Source organism: Campylobacter sp. RM5004, from assembly GCF_022369455.1.
Taxonomy (GTDB): domain Bacteria; phylum Campylobacterota; class Campylobacteria; order Campylobacterales; family Campylobacteraceae; genus Campylobacter_E.
In genome coordinates, this window is the sequence record NZ_CP059599.1 from 1,821,641 (window position 1) to 1,837,777 (window position 16,137).

Annotated in this window: 13 protein-coding genes and 2 pseudogenes; 8 read left to right on the plus strand and 7 right to left on the minus strand. The window is 31.7% G+C overall.

Going from position 1 to position 16,137, the window contains the following annotated elements; translation table 11 throughout:
• The first annotated feature begins 82 nt into the window (after positions 1-82).
• Positions 83-1,285, plus strand: a complete 1,203-nt coding sequence (locus tag AVANS_RS09040) for a uracil-xanthine permease family protein (protein ID WP_239817552.1) — start codon at positions 83-85, stop codon at positions 1,283-1,285.
• 40 nt (positions 1,286-1,325) lie between these two features.
• On the opposite strand, the gene AVANS_RS09045 is transcribed toward AVANS_RS09040, so the two are convergent.
• The 3 genes from AVANS_RS09045 to AVANS_RS09055 are packed head-to-tail and all read right to left on the minus strand — an operon-like array spanning position 1,326 to position 3,324.
• Entirely contained in the window at positions 1,326-1,619 is a 294-nt protein-coding gene (locus tag AVANS_RS09045) for a hypothetical protein (RefSeq protein WP_239817553.1), read from the minus strand.
• Between the two features lie 11 nt (positions 1,620-1,630).
• A complete protein-coding gene (locus AVANS_RS09050) occupies positions 1,631-2,542 on the minus strand; it encodes an SAM-dependent methyltransferase (RefSeq protein WP_239817554.1) in 912 nt (303 codons plus the stop codon).
• A complete protein-coding gene (locus tag AVANS_RS09055; protein WP_239817555.1) occupies positions 2,539-3,324 on the minus strand; it encodes a M23 family metallopeptidase in 786 nt (261 codons plus the stop codon). Before AVANS_RS09055 ends, AVANS_RS09050 begins: the two co-directional genes overlap by 4 nt.
• A gap of 151 nt (positions 3,325-3,475) precedes the next feature.
• On the opposite strand from AVANS_RS09055, the gene AVANS_RS09060 reads away from it, so the two are divergent.
• Genes AVANS_RS09060 through AVANS_RS09080 form a run of 5 tightly spaced genes read left to right on the plus strand, consistent with a single transcriptional unit; the run spans position 3,476 to position 7,088 of the window.
• Positions 3,476-3,778 carry an HMA2 domain-containing protein gene (locus AVANS_RS09060; RefSeq protein WP_239817556.1) on the plus strand — a complete coding sequence of 101 codons (303 nt, stop codon included), beginning with the start codon at positions 3,476-3,478 and terminating at the stop codon, positions 3,776-3,778.
• A complete protein-coding gene (locus tag AVANS_RS09065; protein WP_239817557.1) occupies positions 3,771-4,211 on the plus strand; it encodes a hypothetical protein in 441 nt (146 codons plus the stop codon). Before AVANS_RS09060 ends, AVANS_RS09065 begins: the two co-directional genes overlap by 8 nt.
• 12 nt (positions 4,212-4,223) lie before the next feature.
• Positions 4,224-4,451: a hypothetical protein gene (locus AVANS_RS09070; protein ID WP_239817558.1), complete on the plus strand. Its 228-nt coding sequence runs from the start codon at positions 4,224-4,226 to the stop codon at positions 4,449-4,451.
• Positions 4,451-5,038, plus strand: a complete 588-nt coding sequence (locus tag AVANS_RS09075; RefSeq protein WP_239817559.1) for a YtxH domain-containing protein — start codon at positions 4,451-4,453, stop codon at positions 5,036-5,038. The genes AVANS_RS09070 and AVANS_RS09075 overlap by 1 nt, the downstream gene beginning before the upstream one ends.
• Complete coding sequence (locus AVANS_RS09080; protein WP_239817560.1) at positions 5,013-7,088, plus strand: heavy metal translocating P-type ATPase; 2,076 nt, start codon at positions 5,013-5,015, stop codon at positions 7,086-7,088. Before AVANS_RS09075 ends, AVANS_RS09080 begins: the two co-directional genes overlap by 26 nt.
• Before the next feature lie 663 nt (positions 7,089-7,751).
• Here AVANS_RS09080 and AVANS_RS09085 read toward each other — a convergent pair.
• Entirely contained in the window at positions 7,752-9,914 is a 2,163-nt protein-coding gene (locus tag AVANS_RS09085) for a flagellin (protein ID WP_275583465.1), read from the minus strand.
• A gap of 463 nt (positions 9,915-10,377) precedes the next feature.
• On the opposite strand from AVANS_RS09085, the pseudogene AVANS_RS09090 reads away from it, so the two are divergent.
• Positions 10,378-11,340, plus strand: a pseudogene (locus AVANS_RS09090) (flagellin hook IN motif-containing protein); the annotation flags it as partial.
• A 1,359-nt stretch (positions 11,341-12,699) separates the two neighbouring features.
• A pseudogene (locus AVANS_RS09095) lies at positions 12,700-12,999 on the plus strand (flagellin); the annotation flags it as partial.
• A 659-nt stretch (positions 13,000-13,658) separates the two neighbouring features.
• Here AVANS_RS09095 and AVANS_RS09100 read toward each other — a convergent pair.
• From AVANS_RS09100 to AVANS_RS09110, 3 genes are read right to left on the minus strand one after another with little or no spacing between them, the layout of a single operon-like run.
• Positions 13,659-14,459: a ferritin-like domain-containing protein gene (locus tag AVANS_RS09100; RefSeq protein ID WP_239817562.1), complete on the minus strand. Its 801-nt coding sequence runs from the start codon at positions 14,457-14,459 to the stop codon at positions 13,659-13,661.
• Entirely contained in the window at positions 14,456-15,328 is an 873-nt protein-coding gene (locus tag AVANS_RS09105; RefSeq protein ID WP_239817563.1) for an RsmB/NOP family class I SAM-dependent RNA methyltransferase, read from the minus strand. The genes AVANS_RS09100 and AVANS_RS09105 overlap by 4 nt, the downstream gene beginning before the upstream one ends.
• The gene (locus tag AVANS_RS09110; protein WP_239817564.1) at positions 15,328-16,095 is read right to left on the minus strand and encodes a tetratricopeptide repeat protein; all 768 of its coding nucleotides are present in this window, start codon (positions 16,093-16,095) and stop codon (positions 15,328-15,330) included. The genes AVANS_RS09105 and AVANS_RS09110 overlap by 1 nt, the downstream gene beginning before the upstream one ends.
• Between the last annotated feature and the right edge of the window lie 42 nt (positions 16,096-16,137).

Sequence of the window (16,137 nt, forward strand, 5' to 3'; positions counted from 1 at the left end):
TATGTTTATTTAATTTAATGAAAAAATCCTTTTTTACCTTACCCCTGTGAGATAATAACTCAAAATAAAAAAGGATTTTTTTATGTTTAAAGATGCAGTATCTGGACTTCAGATTTTATTTGTAGCTTTTGGTGCAATGGTTTTGGTTCCTTTACTTACAGGACTTAACCCTGCAATGGCTCTTTTAGGTGCTGGGTGTGGGACAATTATCTTTCAAATTATTACGAAATTTAAAGTTCCTATTTTTCTTGGCTCATCGTTTGCATTCATAACCCCTATAATTTATTCTATGAAAGAATGGGGAATTAATTCAACTATGTTTGCTTTATTTTGCACGGGATTTGTATATTTTATCTTCGCTGCAATTATTAAAACAAAAGGCGAAAAGTTTATTGAAAAGCTTTTTCCAGCAGTTGTAATTGGCCCTGTAATTATAGTAATAGGTCTTAGCGTTGCAGTAAGTGCAGCAGGAATGGCTATGGGTATGAGTGGCTCAAATCAAGTGATTGATAAAGATATAGCTTTAATGCTTTCTACTTTTTCATTCTTAGTTACTATTGTTGTTGCGATTTTTGGCTCAAAAATGTTTAAATTAGTTCCTATTTTAATAGGTGCTATTTGTGGATATTTAATAGCTTTTGTTTTAGGCTATGTGGATACAACGGCGATTAAAGCAGCTCCTTGGTTTGCTGTGCCACATTTTGAGACACCTAGCATTAATTTTAGTGCAGCAATTTTTATGATACCTGTTGCAATCGCTCCTGTAATTGAGCATATTGGAGCGGTTATGGCAATTGGTGCAGTAACTAAAAAAGACTACACAAAAGACCCAGGCTTACATAGAACCTTAAGTGGTGATGGTGTTGGAGTTTGTGTTGCAGGTTTAATTGGTGGTCCTCCTGTTACAACATATTCAGAAGTAACTGGTGCAATTATGATTACAAAAAACGCACAAGTAAAGATTATGACTTGGGCTGCAATATTTGCGATTTGCCTTGCGTTTGTAGGCAAATTTAATGCGATTTTAAGTTCTATTCCATTACCTGTAATGGGCGGTGTTATGATACTTTTATTTGGAACAATCGCAAGCCTTGGTGTAAAAACCTTAGTTGATGCTAAAATAGATTTAACTAATAATAAAAACTTAGTAATCATAAGCTCTACTTTGATAGTAGGCGTTGGCGGATTAAGTGCAAATTTTGGAAGCATTTCGTTTTCTGGAGTTGGGCTTAGTGCTTTACTAGCTATTGTTTTAAATCTAATCTTGCCTAATAAACAAGATTAAAAATTAAGGAATTTGAAATAGGAATTTCAAATTCCCAAACTTAATTTGCAAATATTCTAAATCCAACATCAATTAAAACTAAAATAATTAAAATTGATACTAAAACATTTAAAGTATTATTATTTTTAGGTTTTAGCTCTTTTTTTGCTTTTTCAATTTTATTTAATTTATCATTTAATTGATATTCAAATCTGTTTTGCTCTTCTTGAATATTTTTTATTTGCTCTTTAAGCTCTACATTGCGAGTTTTAAGCAATGATTTTAATTCGTTTTCAAGTTCGCTTATGGTGTTTGCATCAACCTTGATTAATTCTTTTTTGTTTTCTTCTTTCATTTTGCCTCCTTTTAATTTATTTTACTAAATTCTAAACAATGAAAATTATCACTAAATCCAAAGAATAAATACTTTATAGCATTAGCGTATTTTATATCACTAAACTCATCTACTCCAAACTCCATTAAAGCTCTTGATTGCTTTTTAAAACTATGCTTTAAATTAAGTTTTTTAAGATAATACTCAAATTCGTGATAATTTACATTCCAAGTTATATCGCATTTTCCAAATAATTCTTTTAAATTAGCGTTAAATGGGTCAATTAGCTCATGGTTTTTAAAAATCCTAATGCTAAAATCATCTTTAACATAAGTGTTAAAATAATCAAATGTAAGAAAATAAAAGCTCTTGCAGTTTTTATTAATAGTTTTTAAAAACTCATAAATACTAGGCGAAAACTCACAATTACTAAAACCAAATTCATCTAAATATTCATATTTTTCATTGTGATTTTTAAATACGATTTCATCATTTTCTATATATGCAAATTGCTTATTTTTATAAAGCTCACAAGCAAAAGCGTCAAAAAGCTCATTTGCTAAGAAAAAGGCATTATCACTTACAAAATCATCTAAATAAAAATGTTTAAAATCCTGTTTTAAATTCTTCTTTTGCAAAACTCTTAGATTATCGTGCGGTTCAATTATATTTATACTAATTTGCTTATAAATATCAGGGCGTTTATCTTCTAAATATCTTAAAAAATCTCCTAATAAATACCCTTCATTAGCACCGATTTCAACCACATCAATAGGTAAGCTCAAAATCTTTTCATCAACCAAAGCAATAAATCTTTTAGCACATAAAAAGCCAAAAAGCTCTCCAACACTAACAGCTGTATAAAAATCCCCACTTTTACCGACATTTACGCCTTGTTTATAATACTCTTTGCTCCAAGCGTCAAAATATTTAGAAAATATCAATTAAAAGCCTTTGCGTTAAATTTCTCTATAAAATCAAGTGGATCAACGCTAACTCCTTTTATAGCGATACCAAAATGAAGATGCGGCCCACTTACCCTTCCTGTATCTCCGCTAAGTCCAACGATATCTGATTGCTTAACAAAATCTCCAACTTTTACATTTATTTTACTTAAGTGATAATATTGAGAATACACTCCAAATCCATGATCAATTACAACACTTCCGCCTGAATAATATCTATCTTGTGCGATTACTACAACGCCATCATTACTAGCTGGAACACTAACTCCAATTGCAGCTCTAAAATCAGTTCCTGAATGATAACTTTTAAGAGTATTTTCAAATACTCTTGCACTTCCAAATGGACTTGTAATAACGCTATTTAATGGCAAAATAAAAGGCTTTTTTATATAGCTTTTTGGTGTGCTTTTTGCATAGATTTTAACTGCTTCATTATATTCTTTACTAATTCTTTCTTGAAGTTTTTTATTTGGCTTTATGATTGATGGTTTTGCTAGTTTGATTTGCTCTTTTTTGTACTCGCCTTCTTTAACCAAAAAGCTATATTCTTTATCATCTAAAACAATGCTTAAAGTCTTATTAGCTGAGCGATAATTAGGAGCTAAGATTAATAAAGTTTTGCCATTTATAGGGTATTTTGAATAAGTGATTTCACTTTTACTAATCGTTGGATTTTGAATGCTAATATCAACTTTACCATTAATAAGGTCGTTTGATAATAAAATCGTGCTTAAAATCGTAATAAAAAATAATTTTTTCATAAAATTTCCTTAAAAATTTAATAACGGAAAGATTATCAAAATAGCTTAAATGCTAGGTTTTATCACTTTTTGATTATCATTATCTTATATATTTTATTTTATTTTAAGTTTTAAGGACTACAATTTTTAGCGTAAAACGAAAGGATTTTTGATGAATAAGGCAGAAATTTTAGAAAAAGTTTTAAAATACATCACGATTACCCATCATACAAATGGGAGATTAAGACTTGATATTTCTAGCAAAATTAAAGAATTAAAAGATTTAGAAAACTACAATCTTGACGAAGTTTTTACACTAAAAGGAATTAACGAAGTAAAAGTTAATAAAATTTTAGGCAAGGTTACTATTTTATATGATTTTAACCTTATTAGCAAAGCAAGTCTTGATAATTTAATTAATGCGAAAAATATTGATGAAATTAATGAAGCCTTAAAGGAGCTTAACATTGCTTGAGCTAAAAATTGAAAATCAAGACTTTTTACAAGACTTAAAAAATAGTGAAATTACAAGAGCATTTGAGCTTGATTTAGCTAGCATAAAGCATTATGAATATTTCGCAAATTGCTTTAATAATGGCGTTTTAAGAGATATTTTAAATGCTAAATTGCAACTTAGCCAAATTATGCAAAGTTCTAGCGAAACCTTGCTTATTGAATGTCCTTTAAATGATGCTTTTGTGATACTTTTAGCAAAAGAGTTTGAAATCGTTCAAGCTTATAAAATAGCTGCAACAGTTTGCAAAAACGAAACGCTAAAAGACCTTATTTTTAGGTTATGGGCAAGCTCTGTTAATGAGTATCAGGTGGCTTTAAGAAAAAGCCTAGTAACTAATGAAATTAATATGGATTCGTTAGTTAATAATTTTTTAAAAGATATTTTAAAATAAAAGGAGATTACCATGCCAATTCCATTCATATTAGGTGCAGCTTTAGGCGTTGCTGCTGTAACAATTTATAATAAAAAAGATAGTATTAAAAAATGCATAAGTGAATTTAATTCAGAAGATTTTGCAAAAAATGCAGGAAAAATGACAGAAAACGCAATTTTAAAGATTTCAAATCTAAAACCTTGCTGTAAATGTGAAAAAGAAGCAGCTAAAAAAAGCAATAAAAAAGCAGAAAAATAATGCTAACTTCAAATAGAGTTCCGAACGACCATTTATTAAGTTCGGGACTAAATCATTTTTTTACAACGCAAGATTTTAAAACAAGTTTAAAGGCAGGTGCAATTTCATATTTTGCTATTAAAGCTAGCAATGAAATCGCTAAAAAAGATTATAAAAGCGCTTTGATTTCAGGCGTTAGCGGAATTTTAATAAATCAATTTTTAGGAGAAAAACAAATGGCAAATAATAATCCATATTTAAATAATAATTCAAACAATCAATGGAATAATAACTGGAACAACAACTGGAACAATCCAAATTGTCCTTACAATCCATATTTAAATAACCAAAATTACAATAATCAAAATTTTAATCAAGCAAACAATCAAGGACTATTTAACTCACTTACACAGCAAGGAAATGGTCTTTTTGGCTCTCCTTTAGTTAAAGGGATTTTAATAGGTGCTGCGGTTACTTATTTACTAAGCAATAAAGATGCAAAAGATACTTTAGCAAAAGGCGTTGCGAAATTACAAAATTTTGCTAGTGCAGCTATTGAAGAGTTTAAAGAGCAAGTAGAAGATGCAAAAGCTTCAATGCAAGAATAATTGTAAAATTATTCATCATTCTAAAAATCGTCTTAGAATTAGGCTAAATGACCTAAATAATCTAAGCGATAATCATTTATTAGTAAGCGAGTTTAACCTTAGCTTTTCAGGTATTTTCGTAAGTGTTAATAATGCTGCAAAAAGTATAGTATTTACAAGCTCAAAAGAGATTACAAAAGAATTAGCTGAAAAAATATTAAGCTTTTTTAGCACTTATAATGTAAAGCAACTTGCAAAAGCAAAAGAAACTCCTAGCAAGGCTATGATTTATACTTCAGCCTTAGCATTAGCAAATAGCTATAAAACAAATCCTATTTTTGATGCTGCTTTTTCAAAATTAAGTGCTATTCCACTACTTAAAGAAGGTGCTTTAGAACTAGTAAATGAAGGTTTAACTTCTAAAGTTCTTGAAGCTGCTGCGGTTGGAGTAAGCCTAATTAGACAAGATTATAAAGCTGCAAACAGCACAAATCTAATGCTAAGCATAGGTGAATATATAGAAGAAAGTGTTGTGGCAAAAAGCGATGATTTGATAAAAGAACTAGCAAAACCACAAACAACTCATGCTTGGGTAGAATCTAATGGCGAACTTAAAAAAATTAGCGTAAAAGACTTAAAAATAGGCGATATTGTTGTTGTTGGTCAAGGAGATAGCATTGCAGTTGATGGCTATATTGTTGATGGCGATGCAAGTATTAATCAAGTTTCTATGACAGGAGAAGCCGAAGCTGTTAGTAAAAGCCGTGGAGATAGGGTTTTAAGTGGGACTGTGGTAGTTGATGGGCGTATTAAAATATGGGCTGAAAGCGTTGGAGAAAACACATCAACCGCAAAAATCTTGCATTATATGAAAGACTGCTTAGAAGAAAAATCAAAAATAGGTCAAAAAGCTTATAAATTAGCAGATAGCTTAGTTCCTGTTACACTAGGACTTGCAGGACTTGCTTATTTATATAAAGGAAGTGCAGCGATGGCTAGCGTTCTTCAAGCTGATTATTCATGCGCTTTAAAATTAGCAACTCCAGTAGCATTTAAGAGTGCTATTTCTTATGCAGGAAAAAGACAAATATTACTTAAAGGTAGCACTGCATTAGAGAATTTAAGCTCGGTTGATACCTTTGTATTTGATAAAACAGGCACTTTAACTCATGGAGATTTAAAGGTTGAAAGCGTTCATGTATTTAGTCCAAAATACGATGAAAAAACCTTGCTAAACCTTAGCGCAAGTGCTGAAGAGCATTATTTTCACCCTGTTGCAGAAGCCATTGTAAGAGCTGCTAAAGAGCGTGGATTTTCTCATATAAATCACGGAGAAGTAGAATTTATCGTTGCACATGGGGTAAAAACAAGTATTGATAATGAAGAAGTAATCATAGGCTCAAGACACTTTTTAGAAGATGATGAAGGCGTTGATTTTTCTATTGCAAATGGCGAGATTAAAGAGCTTTTAGATAAGGGTTTAACTCTTTTATATGTTGCAAAAGCAAAAGAGCTTTTAGGCGTAATCGCTATGAAAGATGAAATAAGACACAACGCAAAAGAAGTCCTTACAAAGCTTAAGCAAAACGGCGTAAAAGAGCTAATAATGCTAACAGGCGATATTAAAAGTAGAGCCGAAGAAGTGGCAAAGGAGCTTGGAATTGATAGAGTTTATTCAGAGCTTTTACCGCAAGATAAAGCAAGTATTTTAGAGCAATTAAAGGCTGAAGGTAAAAAAGTTGCTTTCATAGGAGATGGCATAAACGACGCTCCATCACTTGTAAAGGCTGATGTTGGTATTTCTATGCAAAAAGGTGCTGATTTAGCAAAAGCAAGTGCTGATATAGGATTACTAAGAGATGATTTTGCTTGTATTTTAGAAGCTAAAATGATAGCAAATGAAACTATGAAAAAAATTGATAAAAACTTTAGCACAACCGTTTGGGTGAATTCGTTTATATTAGGTGCTGCTACTTTAGGATTTTTAAGCCCTGCCGCAACAGCCTTTGCGCATAACGGAACGACAATAGCACTTCTAGCAAATGCTATAAAACACAAAAAATTATTTTAATTTTTGTATTAAAATTCCTATTTCAAATTCCAAGAAATTTTCAAAGAATTTGAATTAGGATTTTAAGTTAAAGAACGAGATTAAAAAAATTAGGCTTTTAAGTAATTAATTTTATATATTTTATTTCTACAAATAATTCAAAAAAAATAGCCTTATAAACTACAATTTCACTCTCATTACTCTTTTAATCAGGTTTTAGTCTAATTAAAAGTAATCTTAATAATGCTTACATAAATAATACAAGTTTCAAATTCCAATAAGTTTTAAAGAATTTGAATTAGGAATTAAGTATTTAAAAATAATTAAAATCGTTTATTATAAAAACTATAAAAGCACTATTTTTAACAACTTTTTTACTTCTTAAAACTATTTCAAATTCTAAAATTTAATTAAAATAAAAAACAATTCCTACCTATTCACTCGCGTTATTATTAGCGATTTATTTGCTAGTTTGTAATAATAGTCTCAAGAGTGGTGAATTAATAAAACAAATAATTTCAAATTCTTTTTACTTTTCTTTGTTTTTGATAATAAGAGCGAATAAGTAAGGATTGTTATTTATTTTTTTAATTTTGATTTTAATTAAATTTTAAAGTTTGAAATAATTTTAAGAAGTAAAAAAGGTGCTAAGAATAGCACCTTTAAATATTGTTTTAATTATTACTATTGTAATAATCTCATTACGTTTTGTTGAACAGCGTTAGCTTGGCTCATTGCATAAACACCTGATTGAGCTAATATTTGGTGCTTACTAAATGTAGCACTTTCTTCTGCAAAGTCAACATCTCTAATATTACTTTCAGCAGCTTTAACGTTTACTTGAGTAACTGAAATATTATTTACAGTTGAAACAAGTTGGTTTTGCACAGAACCAAGGTCTGAACGAATTGCTTCAAGAGCTTTTTGAGCAGTTTCAGCAATGTTCATCATAGCTTGAGCACCTTTTAGAGTCATTACACCTGCTGCGTAGCCGTTAGTATGGTCTACTTCTGCAGCTAATCCATCTATAGTTGTTCCTGTATTCATCCATTCTTCACTATTAAAGCCCATTGCATCTGCTAAGTCTTTATCTATTGTTGAGTTTGTTTCTCTTAGTGAAATTGTTTTTTCACTAACGTTTTTATCATAACCTATAGCAGCGGTTACATTTGCTCCGGCACCATTTTGTGCCTCTATTTGAATATCTTTACCATTATTTGAAACTAAACTTAATCTTCCAAAATTAACTGAATTTTGTTCACTTAAACCAACAATGCTACTCATGCCTAATGGAGTATTAGCTGCTTTAATCCAACCATCAACTTTTGCCATAGCAGCATCTATACCTAACGCACTACCTGCAGCTGTAGCAGAACCTGCATTTGTAAAATTATTTGCTAAATCTGCTTGATTCAAATTATTTTTTTGTGATATTAATTCTTTTTTTAATGCTTCTAAATTAGTTTTTAACTCATCCATGTTTTTAGAGTTATTGACTGCATCTAATTGAGTTGTTACATTAGGGTCAGTAACACCTGTTAAACCACCTGTAATATCTAAGCCTAAGGCAGCTCCAAATTGACCTTGGTTATTAACTTGACCAGCCATAGCATTTAACGCTTCTTGTTCTGCTGTTTTAGAAATAATATCAAATTGCCCTTGTCCTTCAAGCTTTTGTTTTAAATTTGAATAACTATCTGTATTGGCTGCATTATTTGTAATAGCATTTGTGATATCAAGGCCATTAGCAGCTGTTGCTTGTCCAGTCATTGCACCAGCACCATCAAAAATTCCAGTAATTCCATTTGCTGTTCCTGTTGGGATTATTACGGCATTAGCTGCATCAGTTAATTTTTGTGTAGGTGTTCCAAATGTTCCATCTGTGATATTAATTCCCCTACCATCTCTATTGTTTAGTACAAGTCTACCCTTACTATCAACCGAAGCTTCTACTCCTGTTTGATCTTTAACTGAGTTAATAGCAGCTCTAAGCGCTCCGTTTCCGTCTTTGTCTTTAACTTCAATCTTACCGATTTTTACACCATTAATTGTAAAATCTTCAGTAGTTGAACCCGCTTTAATTGTTTGAGCAAATACTGTTTCAGTAGTTACACTTGCTTTTACACCCGTCTTATCACTAGCCTTGTTAATAGCTTCTGCTAAAGCACCTAAGCCTTGACCAGCTTTAATTACAGGACGATTATTAGCATCTTTATCTGCCATTTTAACTGGTTCTAGCGTAATATCGTTTATGCCATCTACGTTTTTGAATGTTATAGTTACATTACCATCATCTAAATTAGCCAAATCCGCCGCCCTCACATTATGCCCAGTCTCAAACCTAGTTAAACCAATCTTATCACTTGTAGTTGCCCCAATACTAGCCTTAACAGTCTCATTTGAATAAGCACCAATTTGAAACTCCTTATTTGAAAACGTTCCAGATAGTAGCTTTTGACCGTTAAATGATGTAGTATTACCAATATTATCAAGCTCTTCCATAAGTCTTGAAATATCAGCTTGAAGCGCCTTTCTTGTCTCAGTTGTTTGACCATCTTGAGCTGATTGAATAGCTTTATTCTTAATAGTTTCAAGTATTTTAATTTGCTCATCCATAGCCTTATCAGCTGTTTGAATAATACCAATAGCATCATTAGCATTCATAATAGCCTTACCAAGTGAACTAGCTTGACTTCTTAAGCTATCTGCAATTGCCATACCTGAAGCATCATCAGCAGCACTATTAATTCTAAAACCTGAGTTTAGCTTTGAAAGTGAGCTATCAATAGCTCTATTGTTCATAGAAGCATTAGCGTGAGCGCTTAATGGTGGGGGAGTTTGATTAATTTAGTTATAGCAAACTCTAAAAAACACAAGCTCCAAAAAGCCCTATTTTTTAGCTATTTTAAAGACATAGCATGATTTTACATATATGATTAGCCATTATTTATATTTAGTTTTATTAGAACGATGCTTTATAGGCTAAAATCCTTTACAGCTTCATTAAAATAACCACAAATATTTCACTATTTTCACAAGTTTTTCACAAAATCCTAAATCCTATTTCAAATTCCGTGCAATTTTTTAAAATTTACCCCACACGTTTGGTTAGCTCGTTTAAAAACGAGCTAACACAAGGCTTTTTACGATTTTTTCCTAACAGAAAAAATCACAAAAAGCCATTTAAATTCAAAATTTCATAAAATTTTTAAAAATTTTTCAATTTACCCCTAAAGTTATTTTTTGCTACACCGATATAGTTGTAACTTGATAAGGAAATCAAGACAATTATTTTTTTAAGGAGAAAATTATGGGATTCAGAATTAACACAAACGTTGCTGCATTAAGCGCTCACGCTAATGCTTCTATGAACAATAGAGCTATTGATAGCTCACTTTCAAAGCTAAACTCAGGTTTTAGAATTAATAGTGCTGCTGATGATGCTTCAGGTATGGCAATTGCAGATAGCTTAAGAAGTCAAGCTAGTTCACTTGGTAAGGCTATTATGAATGCTAATGATGCTATTGGTATTATTCAAACAGCTGATAAGGCTATGGATGAGCAAATTAAAATACTTGAAACTATTAAGAATAAAGCTATTCAATCAGCTCAAGATGGTCAAACAACTGAGACAAGAAAGGCGCTTCAAGCTGATATTTCAAGACTTATGGAAGAGCTTGATAATATTGGTAATACTACATCATTTAACGGTCAAAAGCTACTATCTGGAACGTTTTCAAATAAGGAGTTTCAAATTGGTGCTTATTCAAATGAGACTGTTAAGGCTAGTATTGGGGCAACTACAAGTGATAAGATTGGTTTAACTAGGTTTGAGACTGGGCATAATGTGAGGGCGGCGGATTTGACGGGTAGTGTAAGTGTTACCTTTAAAAACGTTGATGGTATCAATGATGTAACTATTGAAAAGGTTCAATTAACTAATGGTAAAGGTGATACTAGTGCTACTACAGGTCTAGGTGCACTAGCAGAAGCAATTAACAAGGCTAGTGATAAGACAGGGATTAAAGCAAGTGTAACTGCTCAAACAGTGTTTGAACAACCTATTAAAGCAGGTGAGACTACTTCAAACTTCTCAATTAATGGCGTTAAGATTGGAACAGTAAATGTTCAAGAAAAAGATGCTAACGGTGCTTTAAGAGCAGCTATTAATGCTGTAAAAGATCAAACAGGGGTTGAAGCTTCTGTAGATACTAAAGGAAGACTTGTTTTAGCTAACAGAGATGGTAGAGGTATTAAGGTTGAGGATAATGTGAGCCAAGCTTTACCTGCGTCTGATATGCATAGTTTAGTAGTAAGAGATACTACAACAGGTAACTTTAAAAAAGGTGTGGATTTAAATTTAGCAGATACTTGGACAACAGCTAATAATACAAACGGTTCTATTCTTGTTAAAGAAAATACGTTTGCAGATGTTAAGAATGCTCATGGAGTGCAAGATGCGGCTATTTATGCTGATGGTGTTGCTAAGGCTAAGGCGGCATTCCAAAATTCTAAGGTAGCTGATTTATATAATGAATTTAATAAAACTATTGATGGTGCCATTAAAACATTTAGCGAAACAGTTACTAATGCATTGGCTACTTTCAAGGCTGCGGATGCAGAAACCCCAACAGACGCAACCAGTCTTTTAAATAAAGTAGCGGCAGATAGTGCAGTATCTGCTATGGTAGATGCGCTAAAAAAAGGTGATTTAGCTGATTTTTCTACTAAGATGACAGCATTCAAAGGTACATATGAAGCAACTCAAGGTACAGCATATGGTGTTTTAGAGCCAGCAATTAATACTGCCTTACAAACTTTAAATGACGCTATAGATACTGCCGGAAAAGCATTCTTAAAAGATAAACTAAAAGATATAAATACAGCTAATGGTGATGGTAAAATATTAGCCGATGCAGCAGGAGCACTAGTAGGTGTAACAGCTCCTATACAAAATGCTGCTAATGCAACTGTTGATAATATGGCAGATGTTATTGGCGCAATAAATACATTTAAGACAGATGGCGGTGCTGTAGCTGCTTCAGGATTAAATCTAAGAGACCTAGCAGCTACCGCTACAGGTGCATTAAATCTATCTTTAAACGGAGCTGCAGGTAATACTGATCCGGTAGCTAAAGATATCGTTGATAGCTTTAAAGAATTAAGAGCTCAAACAACAGTAGATGGTGCTAATGCAAAAATAGATGAAATCACTAAAAAACTTGAAAAAGTAATAAACGCAGCTGATGGTAAAACTATGGATACTAAAGAAGCTCAACAAGGTATGATAGCTCATGCTTATATGCAGTTTTTTGAAGGGCTTAAGGCTGGTATGAATGAACCTGATAAAGCAGGTTTATCAAGTATCGTTGGCTTAAATACCGAAAACAGCACAAACATGGGAAGATTAAGCTTAGTTGCAAACAATGGTAGAGATATTCAAGTTGAAGTTAAAGATGCTAATGGCTTTACTACAAACTCAGCTATCGGCTATGATAAGAACGTTAGTGAAGCAACAGTAAGCTTAAGAGAAACAAATGCTACTATTAATAAAGCTCAAGCAGATGCAATGGGCTTTAATGCTAATGAATGGCAAGCAGGAGATAACGGCGATAACCAAAACGGCTACGCAGCAGGCGTTATGACATTAAAAGGCGCTCAAGCTATGATGAATATTGCAGAAACTGCTCAAAAAGCTCTTGAAGCAATTCGTTCAGACCTTGGTTCTGTTCAAAACCAACTTGTTTCAACTGTAAATAATATTTCAGTTACTCAAGTAAACGTTAAAGCTGCTGAAAGTAATATTAGAGATGTTGACTTTGCAGAAGAAAGTGCTACATTTAGTAAGCACCAAATACTAGCTCAATCAGGTGTTTATGCAATGAGCCAAGCTAACGCTGTTCAACAAAACGTAATGAGATTATTACAGTAGTAATAATAGAAGTTTTTAAGGTGCTTGTCGCCTTAAAAACGACTAAGGTTATTACAATAGTAATAACTGAATTAAACTATAAAGGTGCTACTCTTAGTACCTTTTTTACTTCTTAAAACTATTTCAAACTTTAAAATCTAATTAAAATAAAAAATAAAATAAGTAAATAACAATCATTACTTATTCACTCTTATTGCTCTTTTAATTAGGCTTTAGTCTAATTAAAAGAGCAGTCTCTAGAGTGGTTAAAACAAAGAAAAATAAAAAAGAATTTGAAATAGGAATTTGAAATTACTTTTTTTATTAATTCACCACTCTTGAGACTATTATTACAAACTAGCAAATAAATTGCTAGTGTGTAATAATAATGCGAGTGAATATTTAAAGTTTATAATGCTAATGAGTAAAAGTTGTTAAAATAGTGCTTTTATGGTTTTTATTACAAATAATTTTAATTGTTTTTAAATACCTAATTCTTATTTTAAATTCTTTGAAATTTTCTTGGAATTTGAAATAGGAATTAGGTATTTATATTATTTGCTTAATATTAAAACTGCTCTTTTAATTAAAATAAACATTAAGGGCTAAAATTTTAAAATTTTATGCATAATTTAGTAAAAGTTTAAATATCAAATTTCTAATTCAAATTCTTTAAATCATTAATCAAAATTCTTTTTAATCTCTTCTAATTCTTCTTTTGTATAGCCTGCTAGTATTCTAGCGTTTTCGTTCATATTCTTTATAGGTCTAATCAAATGTTTATACTCAAGCAATAATTCGCAAAAATTATCGCTCCTTCCGCCGGCATATTTATACCATTTATCGCCCTTGCTAACATGACTTACCTCATCGTGAAGAATGATGTTTAAAATCTCTAAAAGCTTTGATTTTATAGGGTTTTTTGTGCTGTTAATTTTATTTACCACATAAGGGTTTGCATCAAGCCCACAAGCTTCTAAATGCCTATGAACTACGCCCATTCTAACTTGCAGATTTTCATTCGTAGCCTTCATTGCATCAAATAAATTTGTATGAACCCCAAAATCTCCATAAGAAAATCCTAATTCATTTAAAGCATCGTTTATTAGGCTAAAATGAAGACATTCCTCACGAGCAACCTCAAGCCAATCGCTTGCATAATCTAATCCGCCGTCCTTATAAAATCTATAAGCAGCATCAAGTGCTAAATCAATCGCAGAATATTCTATATGCGCTACTTGATGAAGTGTCTTTGCTAAGGCAGCATCAGAGCTTAGCTCTTTTGGTCGTTTTATTCTCGTTGGATGAATAATATCAAGGCTTTTTGCATAGCTTGGCTCATCTAAAATTAAAGGCTCGTATTCATTAAAAGCTAATTTATTACTCAAAAAATCATCGTAAAAATCATCAAATTTGGCTAATTTCTTCGCCCAATCACTCTCACTTAATACGCTAAATAATTCACTTCCATAGTCTCTCATTTAATCTTCCTTAATTTTGCGATGAAAAAGCCTGAATGTGTGTTGCTTGGCTTTATGCGATAGGTTTTAGTAAGTCTATCATCGCTATATTTTTCATCATAATTACTTAGTCCTTGTAAATACTCGCAAGGCAAAGAAATATCTAATAATTCTACACCAAACTTAGAATTAAGCGCATTATAAATCACTGCTTCATTTTCATAAAAATTATGCGTGCAAGTGCTATATACTAGCTCTCCACCAACTTTTAATGCTGTTAGGGCTGAGTTTAGAAGCTTTTTTTGAGTAGTGGCGATTTGCTTTATTTCTTTATGCGATTTTTCTATACTAAAATCATGCATAAATGTACTACACGGAGCATCAAGCAATATTTTACTAAATCGCTTGGGTGTCTTGCGACCTATCAAAATGCCATCGTGATTATAAGTTTTTGCCTTTACGCCGTAGTTTGCTAGGATTGTTTTAAGCTTATGAAATCTTTTGCTATTTAGCTCATTTGAGCTTAGATTTTCACAATTGCCGCTAAAATTAGCTAGATTTATACTCTTACCACCCGGAGCGGCACACATATCCAAAATAATATCGCTTGAACTAACATTTAAAGCCTTAGCACATAAATAGCTTGAGTAATCTTGTATATAAATACCGCCATTTATTGCTAAATCGTGAGTTGAAATTCCTATTTTAAATTCTTGCCTAAAAATATAAAAATTATCATCTAATTTTGTAGGCAAATACTCGCTAAAAGCCTTTAAAAACTCGTCTTCACAGCATTTAATAGAGTTTATAAATACTCCGAAATACTCCAAATCCAAAGGCTTTTTAAATCCATAAATCTCGCTAAAATGCTCGGCGTGGTTAAATATCATTAATATCCTTGCTCGTTTAGTTTTCTATACTCATCGCAACCATCTTGATTGCCTAAATCACAAGCTTTGCCAAAGTATTCTTTAGCAATTTTTTTATCTTGTCTAACACCTTCTCCATTGCCATATAAAGCACCTAAATTAAAACAACCTAGAGAGCTTCCATCTTCACAAGCTTTGGTGAAAAAATCTTTTGCTTTTAGATAATCTTGCTTTACACCTTGTCCTTTTACATATAAAAGTCCTAAATTATAGCAACTTGAAACATCTCCACCATCACAAGCTTTAATCCACGCATCTTTTGCTTTAAAGTAATTTTGTTTTACCCCTTGTCCATTTAAATATAAAATTCCTAAATAAAAACAACCCACAGCGTTTCCACCATCACAAGCTTTAGTGTAAAATTCTCTAGCTTTAGAGTGATTTTTTTTTACACCTTGCCCTTCATTATATAAAAGCCCTGAATAAAGACAACCCTCAAAATTCCCGCTATTGCAAGCTTTAGTGTAAAATTCTCTAGCTTTAGAGTAGTCTTGTTTCACACCATATCCATTTTTATATAAAATCCCTAAACTATAGCATCCTAATGCGTCTCCGCTATTGCAAGCTTTAGTCCATAAATCTTTTGCTTTTATATAATTTTGATTATCATAATACTGTAATCCTAAAAAATCACAAGCTATTAAATCTCCGTTATTACACTTACTTTCAAGCTCATTCGCACCTAAAATACTAGCACCTAAAAGTGTTAAACATAATATTTTTTTCATAATATTTCCTTAAAATAATTTTTGTTTTTATAATCTTGTTTA

Excerpts from the sequence above, each read along its gene's own strand:
- AVANS_RS09040 (WP_239817552.1), top strand. The coding sequence starts at position 83 with ATGTTTAAAGATGCAGTATCTGGACTTCAGATTTTATTTGTAGCTTTT.
- AVANS_RS09045 (WP_239817553.1), bottom strand. The coding sequence starts at position 1,619 with ATGAAAGAAGAAAACAAAAAAGAATTAATCAAGGTTGATGCAAACACC.
- AVANS_RS09055 (WP_239817555.1), bottom strand. The coding sequence starts at position 3,324 with ATGAAAAAATTATTTTTTATTACGATTTTAAGCACGATTTTATTATCA.
- AVANS_RS09060 (WP_239817556.1), top strand. The coding sequence starts at position 3,476 with ATGAATAAGGCAGAAATTTTAGAAAAAGTTTTAAAATACATCACGATT.
- AVANS_RS09070 (WP_239817558.1), top strand. The coding sequence starts at position 4,224 with ATGCCAATTCCATTCATATTAGGTGCAGCTTTAGGCGTTGCTGCTGTA.
- AVANS_RS09075 (WP_239817559.1), top strand. The coding sequence starts at position 4,451 with ATGCTAACTTCAAATAGAGTTCCGAACGACCATTTATTAAGTTCGGGA.
- AVANS_RS09080 (WP_239817560.1), top strand. The coding sequence starts at position 5,013 with ATGCAAAAGCTTCAATGCAAGAATAATTGTAAAATTATTCATCATTCT.
- AVANS_RS09100 (WP_239817562.1), bottom strand. The coding sequence starts at position 14,459 with ATGAGAGACTATGGAAGTGAATTATTTAGCGTATTAAGTGAGAGTGAT.
- AVANS_RS09105 (WP_239817563.1), bottom strand. The coding sequence starts at position 15,328 with ATGATATTTAACCACGCCGAGCATTTTAGCGAGATTTATGGATTTAAA.
- AVANS_RS09110 (WP_239817564.1), bottom strand. The coding sequence starts at position 16,095 with ATGAAAAAAATATTATGTTTAACACTTTTAGGTGCTAGTATTTTAGGT.